A 26,665-nucleotide genomic window follows, 5' to 3' on the forward strand; every position below is an offset into this window, starting at 1 on the left:
GCCGCAACCTTAGATCGAGGATCCCAAATGGCCGACGACGAGATCATCCTGAGCGAACTCGACGACGAGGAGCTCGTCGCGCAGATGTTCGACGACCTCTACGACGGTCTCAAGGAGGAGATCGAGGAGGCCACCCACATCCTTCTGGACCGTGGCTGGACCCCCTACGACGTGCTGACCAAGGCGCTGGTCGGCGGCATGAAGGTCGTCGGCGATGACTTCCGTGACGGCATCCTGTTCGTGCCCGAGGTGCTCCTGGCGGCCAACGCCATGAAGGCCGGGATGACGATCCTGAAGCCGCTGCTGGCCGAGACCGGCGCCCCGCGCGTGGGCAAGATGGTCATCGGCACCGTCAAGGGCGACATCCACGACATCGGCAAGAACCTCGTGTCGATGATGATGGAAGGCGCGGGCTTCGAGGTCGTGGACCTCGGCATCAACAACGCGGTCGAGAAGTACCTCGACGCGCTGGAGACCGAGAAGCCGGACATCCTCGGCATGTCGGCGCTGCTGACCACCACGATGCCCTACATGAAGGTCGTGATCGACACCCTGAAGGAGAAGGGCATCCGCGAGGACTACATCGTGCTCGTGGGTGGCGCTCCGCTGAACGAGGAGTTCGGCCGCGCGATCGGGGCGGACGCCTATTGCCGCGACGCCGCCGTGGCCGTGGAGACCGCGAAGGCCCAGGTGGCCCGCAGGCACAATGTCGGTGCCGGGGCGCGCTGAGGCGCCCTCGGACGAGGCGCTGAGGGACGCGGGCCTGACCGCCGAGGGGCGGGGTCGCGTCCTGCTCATCGCCTGCGGGGCGCTGGCGCGCGAGATCCTGGCGCTCAAGGTCGCGAACGGGTGGGAGCATCTGGACCTCCAGTGCCTCCCCGCGATCCTGCACAACACGCCGCAGAGGATCGTGCCGGCCGTCGAGGCGACGGTGGCGGAGGCGCGGGGGCGCTACGATTCCGTCTTCGTGGTCTATGGCGATTGCGGGACCGGGGGGCTGCTCCAGGCGGCCTGCGAGCGGCTGGGGGTCGAGATGGTCCCCGGGCCGCATTGCTACAGCTTCTACGAGGGGAACGAGGCCTTCGCCGCGCGGGAGGAGGCGACGGCCTTCTACCTGACGGACTTCCTGGTGCGGCAGTTCGATGCCTTCGTGTGGAAGCCGCTGGGCCTCGACCGGCACCCGGAATTGCGGGACCTCTACTTCGGCAACTACGAGACCCTGGTCTATCAGGCGCAGACCGACGATCCGGCGTTGACGGAGAAGGCACGGGCCTGCGCGGAGCGGCTGGGGCTTGCCTTCGAGCGGCGGTTCACGGGCTATGGAGACCTGGGCGGGGTCCTGGGGCGGTTGTAGCGAGGGACGGTTACGACTCGTTTGACGGCGGCTGGCCTGGCGTAGGGCGCGCTGCAGCGCGCCGCTCGGGCGGGCGGACAATGGTGCGCCGAAGCGCGCCCTATGACGTTTCGGCGGGAACGTTCCGGTCGGCCACGGCTCGATATTGCCGGACGCACTTCGGGCTGCGAGGACCCTGGCGGGGTCCCGAGGTCGGTTCTAGCAGGCAAAGGTTACGATTCGGTTAACGCGAGCAGAATTCTTCGCTCGGTTGGAATGGCGGGCTGAATCCAGCCCTACGACAGTCCGTGGCGTGCTCGGCGGACTCGGGGGTCGGGGCCCTACGCGGCCTCGCGCGCCGTCTCCTGGATGCGTTTGATCATCGACTTGAGGCCATTCGACCTCTGCGCGCTCAGGTGGCTGTCGAGGCCGAGGCGGGCGAACTCGGCGGGGGCGTTGACCTTCCCGACCTCCTCCAGGGGGACGCCGGTGTAGAGCGCCTTGAGGATCGCGATGAGGCCTCGGACGATGGAGGCGTCGCTGTCGCCCTGGAAGGCATACGTGCCGCCCGCGATCTCGGGGTGGATCCAGACCTGCGAGGCGCAGCCGGTGACCTTGGTCGCGGGGACCTTGAGGGCCTCGGGCATGGGCTCCATGGCCTTGCCGAGCGCGATGACCTCGCGGTAGCGGTCCTCCCAGTCGGGGAGGAACTCGAAGGTCTCGGCGATGTCCTCGAAGGCGGGGGTGGCCATTGGCGGGGCTCCGGTGGTGACGGCAGGTAGGTAAGGGCCGAGGGCGGCAAGGTCCAGAGGTTCGGGCGATGCCGAATGCCCTGGCCGGCCCGTGGCCGGGGCCGGGCCTTCGGCGCTGACGACAGCCCCCCGAGGGGTCGTCCAGGCGCGCCTCAGCCCTGCAAGCGCACCGTCACCACATTCTGTCCCTTGGCCGCGAGCGCCACCTTGCCCTCGCAGAGGCGGATCGCATCCTCGCCGAAGACCTCGCGGCGCCAGCCGGTCAGCGCGGGGAGGCTCCGCTCGCCCGCCGCGATGGCGTCGAGGTCGGCGGAGGAGGCGATGAGGCGCGCGGCGACGCCCTCGCTCTCGGACTTGGCCTTGAGGAGGACGCGAAGCAGGTCCGCGAGCGCCGGGTTGACCTGGAGCTGCTCACGGCCACCGTCCGGGCGAGGCAGGTCCTCGGGCCTGAGGGTCCCCGCGCGCTTGACGGCGGCGAGGATGCCCTCGGCGATGTCGCCGCGACGCCCTTCGCGCAACAGCAGCCGGGACTTCGACAGCTCGGCCTCGTTGGTGGGCCGGGTGGTGGCGAGCTCGACCAGGGCGTCGTCCTTGAAGACGCGCGAGCGGGGCACGTCCCTGCCCTGCGCGTATTCCTCGCGGAAGCGGGCGAGTTCGACCAGCGCGGCGAGCATCTTGTTGGAGCCGGGGCGGGCGCGAACCCTCTCCCAGGCGTCGGCGGGGGTCAGTGCGGTAGGTGGCGGGGTCCCTGGAGGACGGCCATCTCCTCGGTCACCCAGGATTCGCGGTCGGAGCGCTTCAGACGCTCGGAGAGGTAGACGTAGATGGCACGGAGATGCGTCACGTCCGCGAGCGCGTAGCGGAGCTGGGCGTCGCTGAGGGGGCGCTGCGACCAGTCGGTGAAGCGCGAGGACTTGTCCACCTCGGCCTTGCAGATCTTGCGGACCAGCGTCTCGTAGCTGACCTGGTCGCCGAAGCCGCAGACCATGCCCGCGACCTGCGTGTCGAAGAGCGGCGCGGGGATGATCCCGGCATCCACGTAGAAGATCTCGAGGTCCTGGCGCGCGGCGTGGAAGACCTTCACCACGTCGGGGTTCCGGAACAGCTCGTAGAGCGGCGCGAGGCTGAAGCCCTCTCCGGCGAGCGGGTCCACGATGGCGGCGGTCTCGTCCCCGTCGCCGGGATAGGCGATCTGGAGGAGGCAGAGCTTGGAGTAGTAGGTCCGCTCGCGCAGGAACTCGGTGTCCACGGTCACGAAGGGGTGCTGCGCGGCGCGGTCGCAGAAGTCGGCAAGCTGCTCGGTGGTCGTGATGATCTGCATGATTGACGCTTAGGTCATTGAGGCCGCGAAGGAAAGCGCGTCAGGGCAGCAGCACTGGAGTGCGGTCGCCGGCTGCGTAACGGCGCAACACCGCCGGGTAGAGGACGTGCTCCCGCCCGAGCACGCGGGCGGCGAGGGTGTCGGGCGTGTCGCCGGGGAGCACGAGGACGCGGGCCTGGCCGAGGATGGGGCCGTGGTCGAGCTCCTCGGTGACCTCGTGGACGGTGCAGCCATGCTCCCGGTCGCGGTTGGCCAGCGCGCGAGCGTGGGTGTGGAGGCCGGGATAGAGCGGCAGGAGCGAGGGGTGGATGTTGAGCATCCGACCCTTCCACGGGGCGACGAAGCCGGGCGTGAGGATTCGCATGAAGCCCGCGAGGCAGAGGATGTCGGGAGCGTAGGGGGCCAGCGCCGCCTGCAGGGCGGATTCGAAGGCGGTGCGGTCGCGGCCGTGGGGCCGGTGATCCACGACGGCGGTTTCGACGCCGAGGTCGCGCGCCTTGGCGAGGCCCCCGGCCGCGGGGTCGTTCGACAGGACCAGCACGGGCCGCGCCGGGTGGTCCCCGGTCATGGTGCGCAGCAGCTCCACCATGTTGGAGCCGCCGCCCGAGATCAGGATGGCGACCCGCTTGGGGTTCACGCGAGCTGGCCCGAGTAGCTGACCCCCTGCCCCGCCGTCACGGTGCCGAGGGGGACGACCGTCTCGCCGGCCTCGATGAGAAGGCGGGCCAGCGCCTCGGCCCGGTCGGCGGCGACGACGGCGACCATGCCGATGCCGGAGTTGAAGGTCTTGAGCATCTCCGCCTCCGCGATGCCGCCCGCCTGACGAAGCCAGGCGAAGACGGGGGGAAGCCGCCAGGACGAGAGGTCGATCCGGGCGCCAAGGCCTTCGGGGAGGACGCGGGGCAGGTTCTCGGTCAGGCCGCCGCCGGTGATGTGGGCGAGCGCATGGACGCCACCCGCGCGGATCGCCGCAAGGGCGGGCTTCACGTAGAGGCGCGTGGGGGCGAGGAGCTCTTCGCCCAGCGAGGCGCCACCCCAGGGAGCGGGTGAGTCCCACGACATCCCCGAGACCTCCTTGACGCGGCGCACGAGCGAGAAGCCGTTGGAGTGGACGCCGGCCGAGGTAAGGCCGAGGAGGACGTCGCCCTCCTCCACGCCACGGGGAAGGTCGGTCCCGCGCTCCATGGCGCCCACGGCGAAGCCCGCGAGGTCGAAGTCGCCGCCGTGGTACATCCCCGGCATCTCGGCCGTCTCGCCGCCGACGAGGGCGCAGCCGGAACGTTCGCAGCCCAGCGCGATGCCGGCGATGACGCGGGCGGCCTCCTCGACCTGGAGCTTGCCGGTCGCGAAGTAGTCGAGGAACAGGAGCGGCTCGGCCCCCTGGCAGACGAGGTCGTTGACGCACATGGCCACGAGGTCGATGCCGACCTCGTCGAGGTGGCCGGTCTCGATGGCGATGCGGAGCTTGGTGCCCACCCCGTCGGTCGCGGCGACGAGGATCGGGTCGGAGTAGCCAGCGGCCCGGAGGTCGAAGAGGGCGCCGAAGCCGCCGAGGCCCGCCATGGTGCCGGAGCGTTCGGTGCGTCGGGCGAAGGGCTTGATCCGCTCCACGAGCGCGTTGCCGGCGTCGATGTCCACGCCTGCCTGCGCATAGGTCAGCCCGTTGCCGCTCATGGTCCGCTCCCCATTGCCCGCGCCTCCGATAGCCGAGAGCGCGTCGCAGGACCAGAGCGGCTTGACGCCAGGGGCGGCGGGTGCGACGGGAAGGACCGGCGGGCCGGTAGCTCAATGGTTAGAGCCGAGCGCTCATAACGCTTTGGTTGGGGGTTCGAGTCCCTCCCGGCCTACCACGCCAACGAAATTTCCCTTGTGGGACATTTACTTAGCGTCTCCTTTGTCCAACTTCGGGCGAAGGGTGGACAACTTGCGCCCGGGATTTGCGTCTTGAAGCTTCGCAAGGCCGCTGTCGGCGAGTCGCGCCCGGTCGGCCTTCTTGGTGTAGGTGGCGCCCTCTTTGGGCGTGGCGTGAGCCAGGAAGGCCATGATTTCGCGCTCTCCCGCGCCGGCATTGGCCAGTCGAGTCGCACCAGCCTTGCGCAGCCCATGGAGCGAGCCAGGGACGCCTGCCTCGCGACGTCGGTCCTGCCACCAGTTGCCCAGCGTCTCGGGCTTGTAAGGCAGACCGCGCGCGCCATGCGTGAGGAAGAGCATGCGGTCGCGGGGCAGCTGCGCCAGTTCCTCGGCCAACTCGGGTAAGATCGGCAGGTCAGCCCCCTGCCCCGTCTTGCCGCGCCGGTAAGCGATCCGTGGCTCTGGTCCGCCCCAGCCCGTCACGTCCTGCCAGCCCGCGCGGCAGAGGTCCTGCCGCGCCATGCCGGTGTTGAGAGCGAGGAGGAGGCAGAGCCGCGCCTGAGTGCCGGGTCCGTGCACGTCGAGGAACCGCAGGATCTCGGCGTCGGTCCAGGTGTGATACCCGTCCGGGTTCTGTTTGCGCCGCTCGGCATGGCGGGCCGGGTTCGCGGTGATCCCCATCTCGTGCTTGATGGCGAAGTTGAAGAGGATCGACAGGTTCTTCTTGACCCGGTTCGCCGCCGCAGGACCTTCCTTCTTGCTCATGAGGGCTTCGACATGGCGAACGCCGAAGCGCGCGAAGGGAAGGTCGCCGATCTCGCGGCGGATCCAATCCAGCTCGTGGCGGAATACCCGGCGGGCCTGCTCGGAGAGGTCCTTGAACCGGCCGCTGGCCAAGTAGAACTCGATGAGCCAGCCGAAGGTGCCGAGCGCCGCCTTGGAACGTATCGGGGTCTTGGCACCAGTGACAGCGGCCTCATAGGCCGCGCGGAACTCGGCCGACGCATAGGAGCCGGGGAGGTAGGTGTCGAAGCCCTTGCGCCGGAACCGGAAGCGCACCCGGCCGTGACGGTCGGTGACGCGTGACACACCCGGGAACGGGTTGTGCTTGCGCTTCACTTAAGCAGCCGGTCGCAGGGGTTCGGGGAGGCGTCGAGGTCGATGTCGGCCTCCCCGAATACGATGATGTGCCGACCGGTCCTCGGGTCCGCCTCGACGCGGCCAGTTACGCCAGCGGCGCGCATGGCCTTGAGGTAGCGGGTGAGGTCGGACTGCTTGAGGAGTGCGGGGCGGGTGGCCATGGACGAGCCTCAAAGTCCGGGATGATTGAGCAGGGCTTGGGCTTTCATCGCCCACTCCCGACACAGTTTGCCAACGTTGAAAGCGATAATGCGGCGGTCACAGGAGATGGTCTTAGGGGTGGAATGTGGGGTCAGCGCGAGGTTGAGCTGCTCCCACTTGTTGATTTCGGACTGGTGTTCGGGCCGCCGATCCGGTCCTTTGTTGAACTCGGTGATCACCGTGTACGAGAGCAAGGTCTTCAGATTCACGTCGTAGTCGTCAGAAGGAACGAGCACGTCGATGAATTGCTCGGACAGGAAGCGGGCGCGAGACGGGTCAAAGAGCCAGGCCCACTCGTTCATGAGCCCCGCCAAGAGGAGGCCGCGCCCGGTGTAGACGATGCGCCCGCCTTCCTTGCGCCAGCCGGTGCGCAGAAGCTCGCGAGACCGCCAGGTGTTGAGGTCGGTCTGTGCTGCTCCGATCGCCTCGGCGACCACCGGCTGGAGGTAGGTGTACTTGTCCATGGTGGCGACGAACGCCTCGATGGCTTCACGCTGGGTCGTCATGGTGTCCCTCTTATTTACCTGCATATTCATACGCAGATTCAGACAGACGCGCAAGAGAATATTCGAGTGAATACCAAAGACGACACTTGTGCTGACCTCAGCCCTCCTTGAACAGGCAGCGCGGCAGCTGGTCGAAATTGCGGCCCGCGATGGCGGCGCACTCCAGGGTGAGCGCATCGTCCAAGCCCCAGCAGCCGTCGCCCGAGCCAATCACGACTTTGATGGCGAGGTCGCGCATGTCGGTCGGGGTTGCGGTCGCGATGGCGTCCTCAAGCGGGTGCCGCAGGTCTTTGTCGAGGGCGTCGCCCTCCTCGTCGCTGAGGCCCGGGGCACAGCACCGCTCCATGGCGGCTTCCCACTCGCGGAAGAGCCGCTGGATGGGCGTCTCGGACAACGCCGCGCGCCGCCGCGCCTCATCGTTGCGGAAGGCGATGACGAGGCCCTTCACGTCGCCCCGCACCAGCCAGTCGATGGAGACGTCCGAGGCAATCATCCAGTCGAGCACCTCCTCGCTTTGAAGCGGGTCCTCGCCCGGCGTCAGGGCAGGGGGCGTGAGGTCGAACCACCGACAGACGGCTGCGATGCGCCCCTCCACCGTGGAGAGGTCGGGGTCGCCGACCACGTCGAAGAGGGGCATGGCCACCGCTGCGGTGGCGACGGGAATGGCGGTCAACATGGCAGCACCTTTCAGCAGGGCGCGGCGGGTCGTGGGCTGGAAACCAGCCCCTTGAGATGTTACGTTCATGGAAGAACCTTTCTCTCCCGTTGGGTTCACGAAGGCCGTTGGGAGCCCACCTCCCGGCGGCCTTCACTCGTTGTGCAGAGCTGCTTCGGCTTTGTAGGCTTGCTCAAGCCTGTAGATGATCTCGCGGTTCAGGCTGCGGCCGTTCTTCTCGGCAAACTCCCTTACCTTCTGCTTAAGGGCCTCCGACATCCGTAGGCCGAACGGTGCGCGCTCCTGGTCCATGGTCTCCTCTCATGACTACCACTGGTAACTAACTACCATTGGTAGTCATTGCACACAAGAGGAAAATGGCTACCAAGTGAAGCCATGAGCGACGATAGCCAAGCCCCTCGCATCGCACCCTTCGGCCTCAGGATGCCGCCGGACCTCAAGGACCGTGTTGCTCGCGCAGCCGAGGCCAACAGCAGGTCGATGAACGCTGAGATCGTGGCAGCATTGCTGGAGAAATATCCGCCACCTCCCGAGCACGGCTTCTGGTTCGTGCTCATGACAGATGAACTTGGGATCGACCCTAATCATGTGACGGTTGCTGACTTGGAGAGGATCAAAGCCTGGCTGGAGCGTGAGCTTAAGACCGTCCCGATCTATGCTAATCCGGCTACCAGCGAGCCCGAGAAGGACTAGCCGTCTCGCGCTGAGCGATGGAGATGTTCCTGAACCACCTCTATAGGGTCGAGACCGTCTACGCGCGTAGACAAAGGGGCCGGAGCATCCGCCCCGACCCCTCCCTGAGTCCCCACTCATATCATGGGCCGGAGCGTCCGCTCCGACCTCATCGACGCACGGCCCGCCATCCTATGAGCGGCCTACGTCGTGCCGGGGTTTACCCACTCGCCGGCTAACGGAGATGCTTCGGGCTAGGAGGCAACCCAGTGAACTGGCCCCCATTTTGACCGGACACCTGGGCATGACCATGGAGGCTTAGGGACAGCCCTAAGCACGTGCTTATGTCTGACGTTGAGATCATCACCGACGGTGGCCGTCGCCGTCGCTGGAGTGGCGCCGAGAAGCTGCGGATCGTCGAAGAGACCCTAGACGAGCGATCCAGCATCTCGGTGGTGGCGCGCCGCAATGGCGTGGCTCCGAACCTGCTCTATCGTTGGCGACGCCTGATGCTGGAGGGGGGAGCTGTCGCCGTGTCCAACGATGACGAGGTCACCAGCAACCGAGCCGTCCGTCAGCTCGAGGAGCGCATCCGCGAACTCGAGCGCCAGCTCGGCCGCAAGACCCTGGAAGTCGAGATCCTGAAGGAGGCCCTGGACAAGGCGCGCCCAAAAAAACCGATGTGGCTTGCGCAATCGCCTGTGAAGGACGGTGGCCGATGAAGACCGTCGCGGAGGTGCTCGGGGTATCCCGCTCGAACCTTCATGACCGGCTGAAGGGGACGACCAAGCCGCGTCGGCGCTACCACAAGGCGCAGGACGCAGCGCTGCTGCCGCTGATCACGGCCCTCGTCACAGCCCGGCCGACCTATGGCTACCGCCGGATCACGGCGGTGCTGAACCGGCAGCTCCGGTCCGACGGACTGGCCCCGGTGAACCACAAGCGCGTTTACCGCATCATGCAGTCGCACAGCCTTCTCCTGGCCCGGCACTACACCGAGCGGCCGGACCTCGCTCACGACGGCAAGGTCATCGTCATGCGCTCCAACCTGCGCTGGTGCAGCGACGGCTTCGAGTTCACCTGCTGGAACGGTGAGGTCGTCCGAGGCGCCTTCATCATCGATGCGCATGACCGGGAGATCATCGCCTGGTGCGCCGTGGCGAACGCCGGCATCGGCGGCTCGGATATCCGCGACATGATGCTGGAAGCGGTGGAGAAGCGCTTTGGCGCCCATCGGGCACCCCAGCCCGTGGAGATGCTCAGCGACAACGGCTCGTGCTACACCGCCAAGGACACCCGCATCTTCGCCCGCCAGCTCGGGCTGAAGCCCTGCTTCACGCCCGTGAAGAGCCCCCAAAGCAATGGCATCTCCGAGGCCTTCGTCCGCACCCTGAAGCGCGACTACGTCCAGGTCACGCCCTTGCCGGACGCTGCCGCTGTCCTCGGATTGCTCCCAAGCTGGTTCGAGGACTACAACGCCCACCACCCGCACTCCGGGCTGAAAATGCGCTCGCCTCGCGAGTTCATCGCCGCCCAAACCGCAACCGCCTGAGTGTTCGGTCAAACGGGGGCCAGATCAGTGACGTCGTCGACGACGTTGAGGACGCGGAAGCGCCGGCCATCCGCGAACTGGTCATGGACGAAGTCCACCGACCAGCGGGCGTTCGGTACGGCTAGGGTGAGGAGCGGCGCTCGCGTCCCTGTGGCCCGTTTCCGGCCCCTCCGCTTCCGAACTGAAAGGCCCTCCTCGCGGTAGAGTCTCTGCGTGCGCTTGCGGTTGACCACGTAGCCCTCTCGCCGAAGGCGCACATGCAGACGACGGTGGCCGAACCGGCGTCGTTCGGCGGCCAAGGCCCGCAGCCGCTCGCACAACTCCGCGTCGGCTGGTCTGCGGCTTTGGTAACGAACCGTCGACCGATCAGCCCCCGTGATAGAACACGCCCGCCGCTGGCTCATCTCATGGACCTTCACGAGATGAGCCACGGCCTCGCGCCTGGCGTCACCACTTTCGCGACAGCAAATCCTTCAGGCCCGCGTTGTCGAGCATGGCGTCGGCCAGCAGCCGCTTGAGCTTGGCGTTCTCGTCCTCAAGCGCCTTCAGCCGCTTGGCCTCGGAGACCTCCATGCCCCCGAACTTGGCCTTCCAGGCGTAGAAGGTGGCGCTGCTGATGCCGTGCCGGCGGCACACCTCGGCCGTCGCGCTCCCGCCGACGCAGTGCGTCGGCCCTGCTCGCGCAGGATCCCGATGATCGTAAGCGTCCGGCCTGACCGCTAGGGCCGCCAGGACCAGGGCAGCAGCTCTTCGACCCTGGTGATCTTGTGGTCGGGCAGGCGCGCCAGGGTGTCGGCGAGCCAGGCCTGTGGGTCGACGTTGTTGAGCTTGGCCGTCTCGATCAGGGTATAGGCGATGGCCGCGGACTTCCCGCCCGCCTCCGAGCCGACGAAGAGGTAGTTTTTCCGGCCGAGAGCAATGGCGCGCATCCCCCGCTCGGCCGCGTTGTTGTCGATCTCGAGGATGCCGTGCTCGAGGTAAGGCCTGAGCCGCATCATCCGGACCAGCGCATAGCGGATCGCCGTGGCGAGCGGGCTCTTGCCGGAGATGGCGGGAAGCTGCGCGGCCAGCCAGGTCTCCAGGTCTTCGAAGATCGGCCGTGCCCTGGCCTGCCGGATCGCGATGCGCCGGTCGGGCGGCGAGCCCCGGGCCTCCGCCTCGACAGCATAGAGCTGAGCGATGCGCCTGATCGCCTCCTCGGCGATCGGCGAGCCTTGCGCCCGATGCACGTCGACGAACTTGCGCCGGACATGGGCCAGGCAGGCGGCCTCGCGGATGGCGCCGGCGCGGTAGAGGTCCTCAAAGCCGGCGTAGCCATCCGCATGCATCCAGCCCGCATAGCCCGAGAGGTGATCCCTTGGGTGCTGGCCCTTGCGGTCGATCGAGAAGCGATACCACGAAGCAGGTGGGGCCTCGCCGCCCCAGGGGCGCTCGTCGCGACCATAGATCCAGAGCCGCGCGGTCTGCGTCTTGCCGGTGCCGGGGGCGAGCATCGCCACCGGCGTGTCGTCCGCGAAGATCGCCTTGCCCGCCCGCACGTGCCGGCCGATCGCCTCGGCCAAGGGCTCAAGAAGGGCCGTGGACTTGCCGACCCAGTCCGCCAGCGTGGAGCGGTCGAGGTCGAGGCCGTCGCGATCGAAGATCTGGCTCTGCCGGTAGAGCGGCAGATGGTCGGCATACTTGCTGACCAGCACATGCGCGAGTAGCCCGGGGCCAGGACGTCCCCGCTCGATCGGGCGCGACGGCAGCGGCGCCTGGGTGAAGCGCTCGCAGCCCGAGCAGGCCAGCCGGGGACGGACAATGCGGTTCACGATGAAGCGGCCGGGCACATACTCCAGCTCCTCGGTCACATCCTCGCCGAGGCGACGCAGGGTGCCACCACAGCCGGCGCAGCAGTCGCCCGCCGGCGTGAGCTCGACCTCCTGGCGCGGGATGTGCTCCGGGATCGGGCGGCGCGTGGGCTTGTCCTTCTCTTCCACATCCGGGAGCCGCAGCCTGGCCGCCATCGCCGCTGAGGCGATCTCGCTGGTCTCCAGGGCAAGCTGCAATTGCTCGGCCGTCTCCGACGAGGCGCCGAACCGGTGGGCGCGGTGGCCGGCGAGCTGATGCCGCAGCTTCTCGATCAGGATCGCCTGCGCCTTCACCTCGGCCAGCAGCCGCGCCGCAAAGGCCCGCAGGTCTTCGGGGTCGTGCGGCAGCGCGTGGGCCTCGTCCAGCATGGCCGAAGCCTATCCGGCCGGCTTCAGTGAGGGAATCCTGTTCGCTCCGCTCCCGTTCCTATCCGGCGGTCAGGGGCCGCCAGCTCCGCTGCGGCGCACGCCAGTCGATCCCCTCGAGCAGCATCGCGAGCTGCGCCGGGGTCAGCGCCACCTTGCCCTCGGTGGCCGCGGGCCAGACAAAGCGGCCCTTCTCCAGCCTCTTCACGAACAGGCAGGCCCCCTGGCCATCCCACCAGATCACCTTGACCAGGTCACCCCGCCGGCCGCGAAACACGAAGAGATGGCCCGCGAAGGGGTCCTGCTTCAGCAGCGTCTCCGCCTGCGCCGCCAGCGCCGCGAAGCCGCGCCGCATGTCGGTCACCCCGGCCGCCAGCCAGACCCGGGTGTTCGCCGGGACCGGGATCACGCCGAGAGGCCCCGGATCAGCCGCGCCAGTGCTTCCGGGTCGTAGGGGCCACTGACCCGCAGCCGGTGGCCACCGGCCAAGTCGATCTCGATCCGGTTCTCGATGGCTGGTGTTGCAGGCTCAGGGCAGCCACGCTCCGCGACGATCTCGACGGGCAGGAAGGTGCCCGTCCCCTCGGCCGCTTTGTCGGGGGCGAACCGTGGGTCTCTGAGCCAGGTGAAGACCAGGTTGGTGTTCGCGTTGTAGCGCCGCGCGACCTGGCTCACTGAGACGCCCGGCACCCGCGTCTGCGCGCAGATCGCCCGCTTCTCCTCGTCCGACCAGACCCGCCGCTTCCGTCCTTGCGCCACCCGAGACCTCGATAGTGTCCATTATCAGCAAGTGGACACTATCTCTCGACACCTCCGCGCGTCAGAGCAGCAAGACCGGACGCTTACCGATGATCTGCTCCTGGCTGAACTTCGGTCGCTTCATGGTCCGGTCCTTCCTCTGGGCCGAACTCTAGCTTCACTTGGGGGAGATGTCGGGGGTCACAGCAGCACGGCTCAAGCCCTAGCTCGAGAACGGAATCCTGGAATTGGACAACAACGCCGCCGAGCTCAGCATGCTTGCCGTCGTGCTCGGCCGAAGAATCATCCCTTCGTCGGTTCCGAGGTGGGCGGCAAGGCGACGGCTATTGCCTATGATCGAGACCGCCAAGCTCAACGGCGTCGATCCACAAGCCTGGCTCGCCGACACCCTCGCGCGCCTGCCCGACCACAAGATCAACAGGATCGACAAGCTGCTGCCCTGGTCTTGGCGGCAGTAGCGGTCAGGCCGAACGCTTACTGAGCTACCAAGCTCCGGCCACCTTCGCCGCCCAACTCATCACAATGGGCGATCGGCTCCGTGTCCCTGAGCCGCTCCCCCGTCGCTCCACGTGCTCTCACACGCCAATCCCACTTCAAGCCTCCAGCCTCAGCCGGGGCGGTCGGGTCCGGCCAACCCAGTGAACCAGTGGGGCTCTGAAGCGTCACACGGTTGGCCGGGCATCGTGCTCCGCACCGCCCTCATGCTCAGAGTCTCAAGTCGCTGTCATCGCATCCGAAGACTGACTTCAGGTCGAAGAATGCTCCCTCTGGAGTGAGATGCCGCTTGAGCGTCTCCGCCCCAGCCTGCCGAAACTCGGTATGCGGCACGGCGAGCACCAGGGCATCATAGAGCCCATGGGGCTCCTTGAGGCTGAGCCCATACTCCTCCTTGATCTGCTGAGGGTCGGCCCAGGGATCGTAGATGTCGCATTCAATCCCCCAGTCGGACATCGCTGATACGAGGTCGACTACCTTGGTATTGCGTGTGTCAGGGCAATTCTCTTTGAAGGTGACGCCCAGGACAAGCGCACGCGAGCCCTTCACCTGGAGCCCCTTCTTCACCATGGTCCGAACCAACCGCGAGGCAGCATTCCGTGCCATGCCGTTGTTAATTACCCGCGATACGCGGATGATGTCGGGAATGTGGCCCACGGCCTCGGACTTGTGCATGAGATAATATGGATCCACGCCGATGCAGTGCCCCCCCACAAGCCCAGGCATAAGACGCATAAAGTTCCACTTGGTCGAGGCGGCCTCGATTACCTCGGCTGTATCGATGCCAAGATGCGAGAAAATGATGGAGAACTCGTTGATGAGCGCAATGTTGACATCGCGTTGAGTATTCTCGATCACCTTGGCCGCCTCGGCCACCTTGATGCTGCTGGCCCGGAAGGTGCCGGCTGGAATGATGCTGCGGTAAAGGCTGTCCACGAAGTCGGCAATCTCGGGTGTGGAGCCGGAGGTCACCTTCAGAATCTTGGTCAGAGTGTTCTGCTTATCGCCCGGGTTGATCCGCTCGGGCGAATAGCCAGCAAAGAAATCCTTGTTGTAGGTCAGGCCCGACACCCTCTCCACCACCGGAAGACAGTCCTCCTCAGTGGCGCCGGGGTAGACGGTGGACTCATAGACCACCACATCACCGGATGTGATCACCTGTCCTACCACTTGGGAGGCCGAGATGAGCGGACCCAGGTTTGGGCGGCGCGAGGAGTCGATGGGTGTAGGGACAGCAACGATATATACGTTGCACTGACGAAGATCCTCTATATCCGACGTAAAGCTAAGGCGGCTCGCGGCCTCGAGGTCGGCAGGCTCCACCTCGCCCGTGCTGTCACGGCCGGCCCGGAGTTCCCCGACCCGCTCAGAATTGATGTCGAAACCAACCGTTGTGTACTTCTTGCCGAACTCGGCAGCCAGTGGCAGGCCGACATAGCCAAGGCCGATGACGGCAATCTTGGTACTTTCAAACATAAGCGAGTGACTCCTTTCCGTTGACTTCATAGCTCTGGGAAGCAAGACTGAGGTGCACCCGTCTAGCAGGTTCCTTACGGACCTCCAGCGGGGTTGCCGCGCCTTCTATGAACCTGGCTCCTGTGGACCAACATCCGGCATCCATAGAACCTCCAAGCGCGTCTCACTGCATAAGACGGGACTGACTCCCGCGACCGACGCAACCCTTTGCCCCATCATATTGCCTTGGCCGGACTGGCTGAGAGGACTGACCTGATCCGAGGGGATCTGCCGCGGTCCAGCGCGGCGACAGTCCTCACCGATGCCGTGTAAGCGATTGCTTAATCAGGCGGACCGGCGCGGTGATCCGCCACGAGCTGCTCCTAAGTAGCGCCTCAACTCTCTGTTCCCAGGCTTCACTCTGTGCACGCAGGCGGTCCACTTCGGCTTGCAGTGACTTGCGGGTCCGGGCCGCCTCCGCTCTGGCGACGTTTGCTGCAACACGGGCCTCTTCCAGCAGTCGTGTGAGCGCTGCCGTCTCCTCGAAGCGCATGGTTCTTTCGGCGGCGCCACGCGCCTCGCTTTCAGAGCGCAATCGGGCGTTCTCCCGCGCGAGGCTCTCCTCCATCTCGGCCTGTGCCACATGGAGGGTGAACACCTCTCCCTGTACCTGGGCCAGATTCCGGCTGCACTGCTCGTAGACGGCTGTCATCTCTTTCAAAGCGGCTTCGGCGGCGTCGAGTGCTGCCTGCGTCGTGAGCAGCTCCTGCTGTGTCTGAGCGGCGGCGGCATCCGATGCTTGGGCTTGGACCATTGCTTCGAGCGACTGTCCCGACCTGCGGAATACTGCCTCGATATCGGTCGGGAGCACCCCGTCGGAGCAGGAGTCGATCAGTGCCCTCAGCGCAAAAGGAAGCTCCTTGCCCTTGAAGATCACAGTCATGCCTGCGTTTGCTTGGAACTCGATCCTTTGGCACGTCTCGATTAGTTTCATTAGGTCGGCGCCGTCACCCTTGCGGCGGTCCAGATCATTGGTGCCGTGCAGGACCAGTACGCCGTTCGGATGAAGCCGGCTCAAACAAACCTGGCCGTCCAGGTTCTCGCCCTCGGGCAGGTTGTCGAGGTCGACGAGCAATAGATCAAGGTTCTCCATCCCGTTCCGGGAGAGATCCTCTGTCGGCCTCCGACCTGCGGAAAGGCTTGAGATATCCTCGTAGAGCATAGCCTCGTGCTTGCGCAAGATGACAGGAGGAGTCTGCAGCCGCAGACCGGGCGTCTCACCGGTCCAGTAGCCAAACCCCCGGCATCGGCCCGAAATACTTAGCTTGTCGAGTGCCTGGCAGAGCGCGAAGTAGGATGACCCGTCGCCGACGCCGAGGACTTCGATGCTGCGGGGTCTCAGGGTGCTGCTTAACCAGAAAAGGAATGGTACATACGCAAGCGAAGGAGACTGCGTCATCAGCCGCGGACGCCAGAACAGGGTCTGTATCGTGGCTGGTCTCAGGAACTCGGCAGCCGGGTTAGTATCGCAGATGTCAATCTCGGACGTCACTCTTGATCCCTCGAGGCGTTGGCTCTGAGAGTGAGGACCGCGAAGTCCTCTCCTATGTCCGCCTTAAGGAGCGAAGAATGTTGCTGCAAGCGGAACAGGGACTTCATGATGGGTTTTACGAACATGACCCTTGTCAACGTTTCACATGACCGAAGCTGAGACCAGACAGCCTGTGGGTCCAGGTCTGGCCCTACCACCAGAAGCTCTGGCTGTGGAAGAGAACAGGCTGAGAGCACCGTGAGCGGCTCGAAGTATCGCTCGTGGCTTGTCTGCGCCACATCGAGAACGACGAGATGGGACGGCAGGTCGAGCCAATGTATCTCGCGAGCCATGCGTAAGCTGCTACTCGATCGCTGCATCATCAGGATCGGCAGCTTGCCACGAAAGGTGGATGCGATCAGCGCCGTCTGCGGCGAGCCGAGATGCAGGCTGATCGCCGCATCCGAAAGTAGGTCCAACAGTCGTTCCAGTCCGCTGGGACTCAGCGTGCAGACGGCGGCCGCGCCAGGCTTTCGGCCAGGGGCTTTGCCGCGAGCCCTTGCTTCTAGACTGCAGGCAGTCAAGACCCCAAAGCGCAGCATCTCCTCCACCGCTTCCTCTCGAATCCGAGAGAAACCGCTCGGCGCACCAAGATCGCCGACGCCGAACGGGAGCGGCAATCCGAAGTCGTCCGCCAGTCGGGCGTTCGAGGCCTCAAGAGTCGCAGAAACGACTGGCGAGAGCACGATGGGTGGATCGAATGCGTCCCGGCCGCTGGCCTGCGCTGGACCAAAGCCCTCGCCGCTTGACGCATCTCGGTCTCGAGCTCGAGTTGCACAAGTCGGGCCAGTGAGCGAGTGAGCATGTTCAGGCGCCGCTTGGCCTCGACAAGGATTCCCGCCTTCTCGCTGACGTTAGCATGGAGAGACAGAGCCAGCGTCGTGGATGTAATTGGCAGGCCCGCCGCCTTCAGGAAAGCGGGGACGACGCCGCCGCTCTCCTGTGTTCGATTGTAGTCGATGACGCTCACGGTCTTTGCGTGAAGAAGGCGGGAGACGTGCCGGAGGCGTAGGTCGTATTCGAGAGCGCCACTGTCGAGCATATCGAGAGTGAAGTGTTCAAAGCTGTCCGTCAGACACTTGAAGCCGCTAACTACACTCTCCACGTAGCGCGACCGAAGCCAACTGCACTGATCTCGCAGAACGGCCACGACCTGCACGTCCCAATCTTTGAAGTAATCGCCTATCTGGGCAAGTTCGGCATCGGGCCGATCCATCATCAGGTTCTCGATCGATAGAACCACAATAGGCGCTTTGTGCCGGGCAAGCTCTTCATGAAATGCTTCAAGCCGGTTCGCGACGAGGTTGCGCACGAACATGAGATGCCCGGCGGTCCGTGTGTTGTCGAACGGATTTCGTCGCTCGAATACGCTGGCAGGAAAGAGAATGCCCTCGCCCAGAAGGGCCTCTCTTTGATCCTCCAGGTAGTTTTGAAGAGACGTGCTTCCCGATTTGGTCTGTCCGATATGCAGCACGAGCCGCGGACGCGTGCCGCTGGTTGGAAACCATTGGGACAGGTCGCTACGTTCAGTTCCGGTAGTCAAGTCAGAAATCACACGTTAATGTCCAGTTTCTCTTCGTCGCAGATGAGCTCCAGATCATCCTCGGCCAGACTCTGGGCCGCGAATTCGGCCTCCAGCCCGTTGGAGAAGAAGTGATCCATGACAAAGTCGACGCCGAACTGGTTGACGTTACGCAGATCGGGTTCGAAGAACATCCCCCGGCCAGGATGTGACGAGATGATTTCGAAGGAGGGAAAGTAGTAAATATCGGCAATATCCTCGGACAGTTCCCCCGCGACGGCCCGGAGCACCGACTTGGAATAAGTCGTAGCTACAAGAACGTGGTTCGCGGTTGCTGTTGCGGCCAGGGGGACTGGCGAGACGGTCAACAGCATGCGCGCAGCCGGGTTCACACTGCGCAGCCGCTCCCAGAAGGCGAGCATGTCGCCGCGGACATCGTTGTGACGAAGATTGCGAAACGCATAGCGTTCGGGCTCATAAGTGCCTGCAACAGTGCCGGGAGCCATGGGGAACATCGTGCCATCCGCGGTCGATTCCCAGCCCTCGGTCAGGCCCATCGTGAAAACGAACACGTCTAGGTTTGCGAACATCTGGCGCACTGCCGCGAGATGCCTCGTGCGTAGGGCTAGCACCGTCTCGGCGCTATCCTGGCCGACAGAGTCTATGCCTGGCCTTAAGGCGTCGAAGTACCGGCCATCCTTCTCCCAGACTCGCTCGACCGGCGTCCGGCAGCCATGGGCCTCGTCGAATAACTGCACGAGTTGGCGTGAGGTGTAGATATTGCCGTACCGGCAGGAGAAGACCCCGTAACCCCACCGACGTGCCTCCGCCTGAGACGAGAAGACAGGAGGCGCAGGCTCCATATCCATATAGGCCGCGCCCCTGCTCGCGAGACTCCGGCCAATATGCTGTGCGAAGCAGCTTCCCGCTGTCGCCACGCGATCGGCGCGAACCAATGGCATCGAGGGCCAAAGTTCAGAGAGGTCCGCATAGTGCCGGGTGCCGACTGCGGCCTTCCAGAAGGCCCGCGGGGGCTGTGTGGCATAGGGGTGAGATGAGCCTGCCATGTCAACCTTCAGGAGTCGTGGGCCAGTTGCAAGTCGCGGAGGAGATCGGCCTTGAGAAGATCCTGGGCCGAAAAGGCTCTCGTCTTCTCCGGCGAGGTCGATCCTACAGAACTCGGTCCAACTGACGCCGCCGAGACGATCTGGTGATATGCGTCCAGAAGCGCCTGTTTCTCGGAGCTTGGTGCCAAGACGGCCGCCTGCACCCAGGGATAGTAGACCGAAGATGGGACAGAGTTACTGTGCCCCGGAATTCCGTAATATCCGCATTGCAAGATGAAGCGATCAGGTGTACCGATCGCGGAATTAAAGAACCCGGGTAATTGTCCCGAAAAATGCCGATCGTCGCCGCAACTTTGCAGATACACAACAAGGTTCTTGAAACCGCCTGCATAAAGCTCGCCGAGACGGAGGCAGACCTGACCCTCAATGTCGCTGACGGATTCCGCACCTGGCCAAGCTGCGTCAAGCCAAGCAGCGACAGCCGAAGGCAAGTAGGCCTTCAAATCGACCTGAGGATTCGCAGCGACGCAGACGCTGTCAGAGTCAAAATACGAGCAATATAGGGCGGCGAAGCCGCCAGCCGAACCACCCACATAGATACGACGCTTGCTTCCAAGCCTATCGCTGACTTTTGCGATCGTCTCTACCAGCCCATCCTGAAGGCGCAGACAACGGCCGCCTGCGTACCAACCCGCACGCAGCGAGTCGCTAAGCTCCAGAGTTGCATCAGATATGGTCAGCTGATGAAATCCACCTACATTGGGCAGAAACGGCTGGAAGCACGGGATAGTGCGCGTCTGTCGGTTCACGGCGCCATGGAAGACCACGATAAGCCCGTCTGCTGTTCCCCTTTTGAATCTCACCGATATCTCAGGGCCACCAAAGCGCAGTCGGTAGAAGCCACTGCGTTTAAGGGCGCCTACATTGTCGATCTCCTGGAATTCCATCTCGTACGTACCTTAGACCTCCGCGACCACTGAGGACTCAATCATGCGCTTGAAGTTGCGACCTTCAACAGAGAGTTGCAAACCACCTGTGGGCTCGCCGGCGATGACATCCAGGCGGGTTCCCGCCAGCCGACCGGCGATGACGGCGCTTGAGAAGCGTTCGACAGCGATGTTTTGTACCTCAAGCAGATAGCCGAGGCGGCCCTGATCGTCTGCAGCCAGGCAACGCACCACACTCTCGACAGCCTCTGGCTCGCAGTAGATGGCGAGATCGCCGAACGTTCCGCGGAAGCTTGACGGCAGGATGCAAGGAACCCCTGCCAGCATGGCCTCTACCACCGTCCGGCCAAAGCCCTCCGTCAAGCCCGTGTGCGGGAAGTAGACGAAAGCATCGAGGGTGCTGAGATAGTCGTAGGGCTCGATTGCCCCGAACTCGTGAACCTCCCAGTTGCTCGGTAGCGCTCCGAGGGTCTTCTTCGCCCGCGATGCACCTCCGAGGATACGAATTTCAAAATCGGGGCTGCTGGGGTAGACAAGAGACAGTTTTTCCCTGTCCTCATGCCACTTCTCGGGGCCATCCCTCCCATGACGACCGATTTGGAACGGTCGCGCCATCGTCGGCTTGGGTGGTTGGCGATACATCGCCAGATCGAAGGTTGGCGTCCAATCTATGGGCGAGACATCGAATTCCATCCCGGTCGCCTTGCTATAGCTGACCAGTTCCTCGCGCATGACAGGGCTGATCGGACAGATCGTCGTTCGTTCGGACTTAATCTTTCCGATCATCTCGGCCATCGATCCAATATCGTAAATGAGACCTCCGTCTGGGCGCAAGTGCGAGTTGTTTATCACTGCGAAGACATGAACGGCCTCTATCCTACCCACAAGGTGGCGGAAGGAATCTGACGTGATCACGCCAGGGTGACGGCAGATCAGAACTTTCGCCTTGATGTTACCGACTTGCGTCCAGTGCCTGATGATGGACTTGTATTCATTGTACCGATGCGAGATCGGCTTGCCCAAGCATCCATTAGTCGGGCTGTGGACAAGAAGCACCTTGAGACCATGAGCCTGAAAGAACGACAACTCATCCAAGGTAGATGACGTGTTTCCGCCTGGAAATACAAGATTAGTGACAATGGCGACATCAAATAACTCAGGGCAGACGGCAGCGTCGGCCGTGGACAACTCACGCATCAACTCGCCAACTACTTCAGTCCCATTCAGGATTTCGGCCGGGGCTGCAAACGCGCGCTTAACCGACGGAAACGCTAGCCGAGATTTCAGCTTGTGCAGTTCTTGGTGCCAAGCCGCATACGACTTCATGTACTCGATTCGGAACGGAGAAGCCCTTTGGCCGTCAACAAAGCCAAGGACTGGGTGGTTTGTAAGACCCTCGGGATTATCTAGGCACAGCATGGTCACGGAGTCGAGTTGAGCGATATCTTTGCCATTCAATTTTTCGATCCGCCGGATCATCTCGGAGTCGCCTCCGACCCTCACTTGGTCCCAAGATCCCAGCAGGTCGTGAAAAAAGGTAGATTCCACCATCAGGGAGATGAATGCACTACGACAAGCCCCGTCCTGAGTATTCTTGCCAAGAGAGTTCAGGCGCACGAAGTTGCCCTGCGCTGTCATGCGCAGCATACCTGCTAGACAGGCCGATTGGTCCCTTGCCCGAAGGAACGAAATCTGACGTTCCAGTCTCTGGGGATGCGCCCAGTCGTCAGCATCATGGCCAGTGATCCACTCGCCGCGCGCCTGCATCAAGGCAACGTTCTTGGACACGTAAGGCCCGGCGTTGACCCTACTTCTTTGGATCCTCACTCGGTCATCGCTGGCCGCGATCTGCTGCAGGATGGTCCAAGTTCCATCATCGGAGCAATCGTCCACAATCAGCAACTCTAGGTTGCGCCACGTTTGGTTCAGAATTGATCCCGCCGCCATTCGGACCGTCTTTTCCGCGTTCCAGGCTGGCATGATGACCGAGATCAGCGGTCCGCCAGTCACCTCCGGCAGCGCCGTGGTCGACAGGCGGTCGATCACGGTCCCGCTGCCGTCCAAGCGGACGGGAGCAACGTCGAAATGGTTGAGATAGGAATTCAGGTGTTCTAGCCAAGCGGCCTCGTGCCCGACCGAGATCGCCGCGTTAGCCCTCAGGATATGTATGGTGTGAGCGAGATCCTCGGGCATGTACTGTTCTGCCAGAGCAATCGCGCGTGCATGTTCGCCACGCAGAGCAAGGGAATGCGCCGCTTTTAGCAGATTCTTGCGCTCGGGTGTCGTGACGTCGATGCCTTTCTGTGTCAACCACTGCAGCCGCGCGATCGGCTCATGCTCCACGCCCATATTGAACGCGACGCGGAGGAAGACCGACGAAATGTTAGGTCCAGGATCTCGGCACATCCGGGTCCCGTATTTCAAGTAGTGCTCGGCGGGATCCATGCCGAGCACATCGACGTCCGGATAGGTGCGTCGATACCAGGAAGGATCAAAGAATTCCGACCTGCGCAAGTCGGCAAGTTCCTTTTCGGTCGGCAGTTTCATAGTCTGGGTCTCACAGGATGTTTACACAGATCGAACGATACTCTACGCAGGATTATAAATAAGCTATGCCTAATGGACTGAGCGCAACTCCATTTCGGAAATGACTTATGATGATTGGTCTCTTCTGGCATTGCCCGGACCAGAAGTGCAGCTTCTTTAGGACTTCAGAAACCTAATATCGAACGTCGACCCGTTTGACTGTCTCCGCCGCTACCGTCCATGCCGCCAATTCGCGTCACCGTTCGTCGCCATCGAGCAGGGTGGCCAACGTCCGCCAAATGTCTCCAAATGCGACTTGTGCGTCGTTTCACGTTGTCGTCACACGGTTGACTGACGTTTTCATGCGACGTCCTTGCGGGTCCGTTAGTCCAGGTGTTGGCAAGGGTCAAGACGGATGGAACAACGAGCGTGAGGTCGGTTTGGCAGTGACTTCGACGATGGCCCAGTCGACCGCCGAAAGGCGCCGCGTCCGGCTGGCGTGTCGGAAGACTCTGGCGCGCTGGGGAGGATTCGAACCCCCGACCCCTTGATTCGTAGTCAAGTACTCTATCCAACTGAGCTACCAGCGCGCGGCAGAGTGGGGGCGATGTAGCGGTGCCCTCTGGGCTTTGCAAGGGCCATTCCGCATCTTGCGGCCGACCTGCCGCAAGGTCCGCCGGACCCCTACTCCGCAGCCTCCGTCCCACCCCGGTGGAGCGGGGGAACCTCCTCGGCCTCCTCGGCCGGCAGGTCGTCGGCGAAGGGCGGTGGCGGCGCGAGCTGGGCCGTCTCCTTGGGCAGGCGGATCGCGAACTCGGTCCCCCGCTCGTCCGACCGGCGCAGCTCCAGCCGCCCGCCATGGCCACGGACGATCTCGTTGGCGATGGCAAGGCCGAGGCCGGTGCCGCCCTTGCTCGCCCCGCCCTGGAAGGCCTGGAAGAGGTGCTCGCGCGCCTTGGGCGGCAGGCCGGGGCCGGTGTCGGTGACGAAGATCCACCAGGCCTCGTCGTCCTCCACGGCCGAGAGGCCGATCTCGCCGGGTCGCCCGCTCGCCGCGATGGCCTGGCGCGCGTTGCGGACGAGGTTCAGGATCACGCGGTAGAGCTGCTCGCCGTCGGCGCGGACCACCATGCCCGCCGGGATGTCCTCTGAGAAGGAGATGTCCGCCTCGCCCGCCGCGAGCCGCTCGCCGTCGATGACCTCGGACACCACGGCGGCGAGCGGCACGCGCGTCAGGCGGGGCGGGGCTCCTCGACGCGGCCGAAGGCCAGGGTCGCTTCGCACAGGGAGATCGCGCGGGACAGCGAGGCCACGATCTTGGGCGCCATCCGCCGCACCAGCGGGTCCTCGGTCTCCTCCAGCCGGTCGGCGAAGAGCTGGGCCGAGGCCAGGATGTTGCGGAGGTCGTGGCTGATCTTGGCCACCGCCGAGCCGAGCTGCGCGAGCCGTGCCCGCTGCCGCAGCGCCGTGGTGAGCTGGGTCTGCATCGACCGCAGCGCCTCCTCGGCTTCGCGTAGCTCCGTCACCGAGGCCGTGGGCGAGATGATGAGCCGCGTGTCCTCGGGGGCGGCCGCGTAGCCCCGCATGTGCCCGACGAGCCGGCCGATGGGCCGCAGCATCAGCACCCGGACCGCGAAGAAGAGCAGCGCCGCCAGGAGCACGATGATGACGGCCGAGAGGGTCAGGACCCGCAGCCCGTCCTCGATCATGGCGTGGCGCAGCGGCCCCTGGTCCAGCGTGATCTCGATCAGGAGCCCCCCTCCTGCACCGGTCGGCCGATGACCCGGATGATGTGGTCCCCGGGATCGGCCAGCGTGGTCAGAGCATCGCGGATCAGCGACATGGCGGTGGCGTCGCGCAGGTCGTAGGTGGCCTCGATCGGCTCGGGGATGGACGAGTTCAGCACGAGCTGCCGCACCTCGTCCCGCCGCAGGACGACGTTGTAGACGCCCGCGTTGTCGAGAAGCTCCTGCTCCAGCGCCTCGTCGAGCGAGTCGGAGGCGAGCTTGGCCAGGGACGCGATCTGCGCCGCCTCGAGCCGCAGCTCGAGGTAGTTCACGCGCGAACGGGCGACGGAGGGCACGAAGACCAGCACCTCCGCCAGGATGACGAAGGCCATGGTCAGGATCAGGAATCGCCCCGAGAGCGAGTTCAGCATTCCGGGCCCTCCCGGCCTCCGCTCCTCATGTAGGGCAGGCTCGCGGATTTGTGTATGCCGTGCGGAGATAACACCGGACCGGCGTCCCAGGTCCGCGCCCTTGCGTTGACAGGGCGTCGCACGACCACTATGGGACGGGCTTCGGATATCGCGCGCGGGCCAGGGGGCCGGGTCGCGCCACAGGAGTTTGCGACATGAAGCGTACCTTCCAGCCCTCGAACCGCGTCCGCAAGGCCCGTCACGGCTTCCGCGCCCGCATGGCGACCAAGAACGGCCGCGCGGTCCTGAACCGCCGCCGCGCCCGCGGCCGCAAGGTCCTCTGCGCCTGAGCCGCTTCCCGCAGGTCCTGACGAAGCGCGCGGATTTCGTCCGCGCCTCCTCGGCCCTGCGCGCGTCCACGACCGGCTTCACGCTCCAGGCCCGTCCCCGCGAGGGGGGCGAGCCTGAAGGCCTACGCGTGGGGTTCACCTGCTCCAAGAAGGTCGGCAACGCCGTCGCCCGCAACCGCGCCAAGCGCCGGCTGCGCGAGGTGGCGCGCGCCGTCCTGCCCGCCGAGGGGCGCGAGGGCTGGGACTACGTCCTGATCGGCCGGCCCGAGGTCACCGCCACCCTGCCCTTCGACCAGCTCCTCGCCGACCTGAGCCACGCGCTCGCCCGCGTGCACGCCAAGGCATGACGCCGGCGGCCTGGGTCCTCGCGCTCCCCGTCCGGGCCTACCGGCTCCTCCTCTCCCCCTACGTCGGCCACAACTGCCGCTACACGCCCACCTGCTCGGCCTACGCGCTGGAGGCCCTGCAAAAGCACGGCGCCCTCAAGGGTGGCTGGCTGACGCTCCGCCGCCTCGCGCGGTGCCATCCCTGGGGCGGGTTCGGCGTGGACGACGTGCCCGACTAGGGCTAGGACCGGGCCCATGCTCGACGACACCGACGCCCCCAACGACATCCACCCGCTCTTCTTCGGCGCGCCGAAGTCGACCGAGTTCCGCAAGCTGAGGAAGCGCCTCGTGCAGGACGTGCGCGAGGCCATCGACCGCTTCGGCATGGTCGAGCCCGGGGCACGCTGGCTCGTCTGCCTCTCGGGCGGCAAGGACAGCTACACGCTGCTCGCCATCCTGCACGAGCTGAAGTGGCGGGGCCTCCTGCCGGTGGACCTGCTGGCCTGCAACCTCGACCAGGGGCAGCCGGGCTTCCCGGCGACCGTGCTGCCGGAGTTCCTGGCCAGGATGGGCGTCCCCCACCGGATCGAGTACCAGGACACCTATTCGGTCGTCACCTCCAAGATCCCGGAAGGCAAGACCTACTGCTCGCTCTGCTCGCGGCTCCGGCGCGGCAACCTCTACCGCATCGCGCGCGAGGAAGGGTGCTCGGCGGTCGTCCTGGGGCACCACCGCGACGACATCCTCGAGACCTTCTTCCTCAACCTCTTCCACGGCGGACGCCTCGCCACGATGCCGCCCAAGCTCCTCAACGAGGAGGGCGACCTCTTCGTGCTGCGCCCCCTCGCCCATGTGGCCGAGGCCGACTGCGAGCGCTTCGCCAAGGGCATGAGCTACCCGATCATCCCCTGCGACCTCTGCGGCTCGCAGGAGGGGCTCCAGCGGATGCAGGTCAAGGCGCTGCTCGACGAGTGGGAGCGCAAGGTCCCCGGCCGGCGGCAGAAGATGTTCCGGGCGCTGACGCAGGTCCGCCCCTCGCACCTCCTCGACCCCGACCTCTTCGACTTCGCGGGGCTCCTGCGCGACCCCGAGGGCCGGCGGTCCGTGGACGACCTTCAGGACGTGCCGAAGCTGCGCTGAAGTCCCTGCGGGGGAAGCCCGGCCCAGGGCTCCTGGCCGGCGCCCGAGGCGTCGCCCTGCCGCGGCAGGCTCCAGATCCAGAGCGCGCGCTCGGTCGTGTCGCCCATCACGGCCGTCCCACAATCGCGGC

27 protein-coding genes, 2 tRNA genes and 4 pseudogenes are annotated in these 26,665 nt (G+C 64.9%); 10 read left to right on the forward strand and 23 right to left on the reverse strand.

Going from position 1 to position 26,665, the window contains the following annotated elements; all coding sequences use genetic code 11:
- The first annotated feature begins 27 nt into the window (after positions 1 to 27).
- Both RUMESO_RS00910 and RUMESO_RS00915 read left to right on the forward strand, forming a co-directional pair.
- Positions 28 to 729 carry a corrinoid protein gene (locus RUMESO_RS00910; RefSeq protein WP_037277297.1) on the forward strand — a complete coding sequence of 234 codons (702 nt, stop codon included), beginning with the start codon at positions 28 to 30 and terminating at the stop codon, positions 727 to 729.
- Positions 707 to 1,354: a DUF1638 domain-containing protein gene (locus RUMESO_RS00915; protein ID WP_037277299.1), complete on the forward strand. Its 648-nt coding sequence runs from the start codon at positions 707 to 709 to the stop codon at positions 1,352 to 1,354. Before RUMESO_RS00910 ends, RUMESO_RS00915 begins: the two co-directional genes overlap by 23 nt.
- A gap of 320 nt (positions 1,355 to 1,674) precedes the next feature.
- On the opposite strand, the gene RUMESO_RS00920 is transcribed toward RUMESO_RS00915, so the two are convergent.
- The 4 genes and pseudogenes from RUMESO_RS00920 to purM form a co-directional block, all read right to left on the reverse strand.
- The gene (locus tag RUMESO_RS00920) at positions 1,675 to 2,085 is read right to left on the reverse strand and encodes a SufE family protein (RefSeq protein ID WP_037277301.1); all 411 of its coding nucleotides are present in this window, start codon (positions 2,083 to 2,085) and stop codon (positions 1,675 to 1,677) included.
- A gap of 152 nt (positions 2,086 to 2,237) precedes the next feature.
- Positions 2,238 to 3,406, reverse strand: a pseudogene (gene rnd, locus RUMESO_RS00925) (ribonuclease D).
- A 40-nt stretch (positions 3,407 to 3,446) separates the two neighbouring features.
- A complete protein-coding gene (purN, locus tag RUMESO_RS00930; RefSeq protein ID WP_037277303.1) occupies positions 3,447 to 4,043 on the reverse strand; it encodes a phosphoribosylglycinamide formyltransferase in 597 nt (198 codons plus the stop codon).
- Positions 4,040 to 5,080 (reverse strand): phosphoribosylformylglycinamidine cyclo-ligase, encoded by a 1,041-nt coding sequence (purM, locus tag RUMESO_RS00935; protein ID WP_037277466.1) that lies wholly within the window; start codon positions 5,078 to 5,080, stop codon positions 4,040 to 4,042. The genes purN and purM overlap by 4 nt, the downstream gene beginning before the upstream one ends.
- Positions 5,081 to 5,180: 100 nt before the next feature.
- Here purM and RUMESO_RS00940 point away from each other — a divergent pair.
- Positions 5,181 to 5,256: transfer RNA gene (locus tag RUMESO_RS00940), tRNA-Ile, on the forward strand.
- Positions 5,257 to 5,284: 28 nt separating this feature from the next.
- On the opposite strand, the gene RUMESO_RS00945 is transcribed toward RUMESO_RS00940, so the two are convergent.
- The 5 genes from RUMESO_RS00945 to RUMESO_RS23710 form a co-directional block, all read right to left on the reverse strand.
- Entirely contained in the window at positions 5,285 to 6,376 is a 1,092-nt protein-coding gene (locus RUMESO_RS00945; protein WP_169791111.1) for a tyrosine-type recombinase/integrase, read from the reverse strand.
- Positions 6,373 to 6,558, reverse strand: a complete 186-nt coding sequence (locus tag RUMESO_RS00950) for a hypothetical protein (RefSeq protein ID WP_037277304.1) — start codon at positions 6,556 to 6,558, stop codon at positions 6,373 to 6,375. Before RUMESO_RS00950 ends, RUMESO_RS00945 begins: the two co-directional genes overlap by 4 nt.
- Positions 6,559 to 6,567: 9 nt before the next feature.
- Entirely contained in the window at positions 6,568 to 7,104 is a 537-nt protein-coding gene (locus RUMESO_RS00955; RefSeq protein WP_037277305.1) for a hypothetical protein, read from the reverse strand.
- Between the two features lie 97 nt (positions 7,105 to 7,201).
- Complete coding sequence (locus RUMESO_RS00960) at positions 7,202 to 7,780, reverse strand: hypothetical protein (protein WP_037277306.1); 579 nt, start codon at positions 7,778 to 7,780, stop codon at positions 7,202 to 7,204.
- A 132-nt stretch (positions 7,781 to 7,912) separates the two neighbouring features.
- Positions 7,913 to 8,071 carry an Arc family DNA-binding protein gene (locus RUMESO_RS23710; protein WP_082483287.1) on the reverse strand — a complete coding sequence of 53 codons (159 nt, stop codon included), beginning with the start codon at positions 8,069 to 8,071 and terminating at the stop codon, positions 7,913 to 7,915.
- 84 nt (positions 8,072 to 8,155) lie between these two features.
- Between RUMESO_RS23710 and RUMESO_RS00965 the strand changes: the two genes are divergently transcribed.
- Positions 8,156 to 8,473 carry an Arc family DNA-binding protein gene (locus RUMESO_RS00965; RefSeq protein ID WP_037277307.1) on the forward strand — a complete coding sequence of 106 codons (318 nt, stop codon included), beginning with the start codon at positions 8,156 to 8,158 and terminating at the stop codon, positions 8,471 to 8,473.
- A gap of 323 nt (positions 8,474 to 8,796) precedes the next feature.
- Positions 8,797 to 10,004 (forward strand): IS3 family transposase gene (locus tag RUMESO_RS00975; protein ID WP_245639100.1). Its coding sequence is split into 2 segments (ribosomal slippage): positions 8,797 to 9,121 and positions 9,121 to 10,004, totalling 1,209 coding nucleotides; the frame shifts between segments, so codons are not numbered across the junction.
- Positions 10,005 to 10,030: 26 nt separating this feature from the next.
- Here RUMESO_RS00975 and RUMESO_RS26710 read toward each other — a convergent pair.
- The 4 genes and pseudogenes from RUMESO_RS26710 to tnpA form a co-directional block, all read right to left on the reverse strand.
- Positions 10,031 to 10,693: pseudogene (locus RUMESO_RS26710) on the reverse strand (transposase); the annotation flags it as partial.
- A gap of 30 nt (positions 10,694 to 10,723) precedes the next feature.
- Entirely contained in the window at positions 10,724 to 12,223 is a 1,500-nt protein-coding gene (gene tnpC, locus RUMESO_RS00990; protein ID WP_037277310.1) for an IS66 family transposase, read from the reverse strand.
- Between the two features lie 58 nt (positions 12,224 to 12,281).
- Positions 12,282 to 12,629, reverse strand: a complete 348-nt coding sequence (tnpB, locus tag RUMESO_RS00995) for an IS66 family insertion sequence element accessory protein TnpB (RefSeq protein WP_037277312.1) — start codon at positions 12,627 to 12,629, stop codon at positions 12,282 to 12,284.
- Positions 12,626 to 12,979, reverse strand: coding sequence for an IS66-like element accessory protein TnpA (gene tnpA / locus RUMESO_RS01000; RefSeq protein WP_037277313.1), 354 nt, complete (start codon positions 12,977 to 12,979; stop codon positions 12,626 to 12,628). Before tnpA ends, tnpB begins: the two co-directional genes overlap by 4 nt.
- Before the next feature lie 335 nt (positions 12,980 to 13,314).
- Between tnpA and RUMESO_RS28250 the strand changes: the two are divergent.
- Positions 13,315 to 13,437, forward strand: a pseudogene (locus tag RUMESO_RS28250) (transposase domain-containing protein); the annotation flags it as partial.
- A gap of 247 nt (positions 13,438 to 13,684) precedes the next feature.
- Here the strand turns inward: RUMESO_RS28250 and RUMESO_RS01005 are convergent.
- The 9 genes and pseudogenes from RUMESO_RS01005 to RUMESO_RS01040 all read right to left on the reverse strand — a co-directional run bounded on the left by RUMESO_RS01005 (position 13,685) and on the right by RUMESO_RS01040 (position 24,740).
- The gene (locus RUMESO_RS01005; protein WP_037277315.1) at positions 13,685 to 14,950 is read right to left on the reverse strand and encodes a nucleotide sugar dehydrogenase; all 1,266 of its coding nucleotides are present in this window, start codon (positions 14,948 to 14,950) and stop codon (positions 13,685 to 13,687) included.
- Between the two features lie 295 nt (positions 14,951 to 15,245).
- A complete protein-coding gene (locus RUMESO_RS01010) occupies positions 15,246 to 16,481 on the reverse strand; it encodes a hypothetical protein (RefSeq protein ID WP_037277317.1) in 1,236 nt (411 codons plus the stop codon).
- On the reverse strand, positions 16,478 to 16,939 hold the full coding sequence (locus tag RUMESO_RS01015) for a hypothetical protein (RefSeq protein ID WP_037277318.1): 462 nt from the start codon (positions 16,937 to 16,939) through the stop codon (positions 16,478 to 16,480). Before RUMESO_RS01015 ends, RUMESO_RS01010 begins: the two co-directional genes overlap by 4 nt.
- 101 nt (positions 16,940 to 17,040) lie before the next feature.
- The gene (locus tag RUMESO_RS01020; RefSeq protein ID WP_156362577.1) at positions 17,041 to 18,075 is read right to left on the reverse strand and encodes a hypothetical protein; all 1,035 of its coding nucleotides are present in this window, start codon (positions 18,073 to 18,075) and stop codon (positions 17,041 to 17,043) included.
- A complete protein-coding gene (locus tag RUMESO_RS01025) occupies positions 18,072 to 19,109 on the reverse strand; it encodes a GSCFA domain-containing protein (protein ID WP_037277321.1) in 1,038 nt (345 codons plus the stop codon). Before RUMESO_RS01025 ends, RUMESO_RS01020 begins: the two co-directional genes overlap by 4 nt.
- Before the next feature lie 8 nt (positions 19,110 to 19,117).
- Positions 19,118 to 20,056, reverse strand: a complete 939-nt coding sequence (locus tag RUMESO_RS24785; protein WP_156362579.1) for a hypothetical protein — start codon at positions 20,054 to 20,056, stop codon at positions 19,118 to 19,120.
- Between the two features lie 12 nt (positions 20,057 to 20,068).
- On the reverse strand, positions 20,069 to 22,603 hold the full coding sequence (locus tag RUMESO_RS01030) for a glycosyltransferase (RefSeq protein WP_082483288.1): 2,535 nt from the start codon (positions 22,601 to 22,603) through the stop codon (positions 20,069 to 20,071).
- A gap of 492 nt (positions 22,604 to 23,095) precedes the next feature.
- Positions 23,096 to 23,172 (reverse strand) — tRNA-Arg (locus RUMESO_RS01035).
- 94 nt (positions 23,173 to 23,266) lie between these two features.
- Positions 23,267 to 24,740, reverse strand: a pseudogene (locus tag RUMESO_RS01040) (sensor histidine kinase).
- A 194-nt stretch (positions 24,741 to 24,934) separates the two neighbouring features.
- Here RUMESO_RS01040 and rpmH point away from each other — a divergent pair.
- From rpmH to ttcA, 4 genes are read left to right on the forward strand one after another with little or no spacing between them, the layout of a single operon-like run.
- Entirely contained in the window at positions 24,935 to 25,069 is a 135-nt protein-coding gene (gene rpmH, locus RUMESO_RS01045; RefSeq protein WP_037277473.1) for a 50S ribosomal protein L34, read from the forward strand.
- On the forward strand, positions 25,060 to 25,416 hold the full coding sequence (gene rnpA / locus RUMESO_RS01050; protein ID WP_037277474.1) for a ribonuclease P protein component: 357 nt from the start codon (positions 25,060 to 25,062) through the stop codon (positions 25,414 to 25,416). The genes rpmH and rnpA overlap by 10 nt, the downstream gene beginning before the upstream one ends.
- Entirely contained in the window at positions 25,413 to 25,634 is a 222-nt protein-coding gene (yidD, locus tag RUMESO_RS01055; protein ID WP_037277324.1) for a membrane protein insertion efficiency factor YidD, read from the forward strand. Before rnpA ends, yidD begins: the two co-directional genes overlap by 4 nt.
- 16 nt (positions 25,635 to 25,650) lie before the next feature.
- Positions 25,651 to 26,535 carry a tRNA 2-thiocytidine(32) synthetase TtcA gene (gene ttcA, locus RUMESO_RS01060; RefSeq protein ID WP_037277326.1) on the forward strand — a complete coding sequence of 295 codons (885 nt, stop codon included), beginning with the start codon at positions 25,651 to 25,653 and terminating at the stop codon, positions 26,533 to 26,535.
- Here the strand turns inward: ttcA and RUMESO_RS27630 are convergent.
- A complete protein-coding gene (locus RUMESO_RS27630; protein ID WP_281177512.1) occupies positions 26,511 to 26,642 on the reverse strand; it encodes a hypothetical protein in 132 nt (43 codons plus the stop codon). The two genes, ttcA and RUMESO_RS27630, sit on opposite strands and share 25 nt — an antisense overlap.
- Positions 26,643 to 26,665 lie beyond the last annotated feature (23 nt).

It is taken from the genome of Rubellimicrobium mesophilum DSM 19309, from assembly GCF_000600335.2.
GTDB classification, from domain to species: Bacteria; Pseudomonadota; Alphaproteobacteria; order Rhodobacterales; family Rhodobacteraceae; genus Rubellimicrobium; species Rubellimicrobium mesophilum.

What these genes read in the sequence shown, in the direction of transcription:
- rpmH (WP_037277473.1), top strand. Translation starts at nt 24,935, where the DNA reads ATGAAGCGTACCTTCCAGCCCTCGAACCGCGTCCGCAAGGCCCGTCAC.
- ttcA (WP_037277326.1), top strand. Translation starts at nt 25,651, where the DNA reads ATGCTCGACGACACCGACGCCCCCAACGACATCCACCCGCTCTTCTTC.
- RUMESO_RS01005 (WP_037277315.1), bottom strand. Translation starts at nt 14,950, where the DNA reads ATGTTTGAAAGTACCAAGATTGCCGTCATCGGCCTTGGCTATGTCGGC.
- RUMESO_RS24785 (WP_156362579.1), bottom strand. Translation starts at nt 20,056, where the DNA reads ATGGAATTCCAGGAGATCGACAATGTAGGCGCCCTTAAACGCAGTGGC.
- purM (WP_037277466.1), bottom strand. Translation starts at nt 5,080, where the DNA reads ATGAGCGGCAACGGGCTGACCTATGCGCAGGCAGGCGTGGACATCGAC.
- RUMESO_RS00955 (WP_037277305.1), bottom strand. Translation starts at nt 7,104, where the DNA reads ATGACGACCCAGCGTGAAGCCATCGAGGCGTTCGTCGCCACCATGGAC.
- RUMESO_RS00960 (WP_037277306.1), bottom strand. Translation starts at nt 7,780, where the DNA reads ATGTTGACCGCCATTCCCGTCGCCACCGCAGCGGTGGCCATGCCCCTC.
- RUMESO_RS00920 (WP_037277301.1), bottom strand. Translation starts at nt 2,085, where the DNA reads ATGGCCACCCCCGCCTTCGAGGACATCGCCGAGACCTTCGAGTTCCTC.
- RUMESO_RS23710 (WP_082483287.1), bottom strand. Translation starts at nt 8,071, where the DNA reads ATGGACCAGGAGCGCGCACCGTTCGGCCTACGGATGTCGGAGGCCCTT.
- tnpC (WP_037277310.1), bottom strand. Translation starts at nt 12,223, where the DNA reads ATGCTGGACGAGGCCCACGCGCTGCCGCACGACCCCGAAGACCTGCGG.
- RUMESO_RS27630 (WP_281177512.1), bottom strand. Translation starts at nt 26,642, where the DNA reads ATGGGCGACACGACCGAGCGCGCGCTCTGGATCTGGAGCCTGCCGCGG.
- RUMESO_RS00965 (WP_037277307.1), top strand. Translation starts at nt 8,156, where the DNA reads ATGAGCGACGATAGCCAAGCCCCTCGCATCGCACCCTTCGGCCTCAGG.
- RUMESO_RS00910 (WP_037277297.1), top strand. Translation starts at nt 28, where the DNA reads ATGGCCGACGACGAGATCATCCTGAGCGAACTCGACGACGAGGAGCTC.
- RUMESO_RS01030 (WP_082483288.1), bottom strand. Translation starts at nt 22,603, where the DNA reads ATGAAACTGCCGACCGAAAAGGAACTTGCCGACTTGCGCAGGTCGGAA.
- RUMESO_RS00950 (WP_037277304.1), bottom strand. Translation starts at nt 6,558, where the DNA reads ATGGCCACCCGCCCCGCACTCCTCAAGCAGTCCGACCTCACCCGCTAC.
- yidD (WP_037277324.1), top strand. Translation starts at nt 25,413, where the DNA reads ATGACGCCGGCGGCCTGGGTCCTCGCGCTCCCCGTCCGGGCCTACCGG.
- RUMESO_RS01025 (WP_037277321.1), bottom strand. Translation starts at nt 19,109, where the DNA reads ATGGCAGGCTCATCTCACCCCTATGCCACACAGCCCCCGCGGGCCTTC.
- RUMESO_RS00915 (WP_037277299.1), top strand. Translation starts at nt 707, where the DNA reads ATGTCGGTGCCGGGGCGCGCTGAGGCGCCCTCGGACGAGGCGCTGAGG.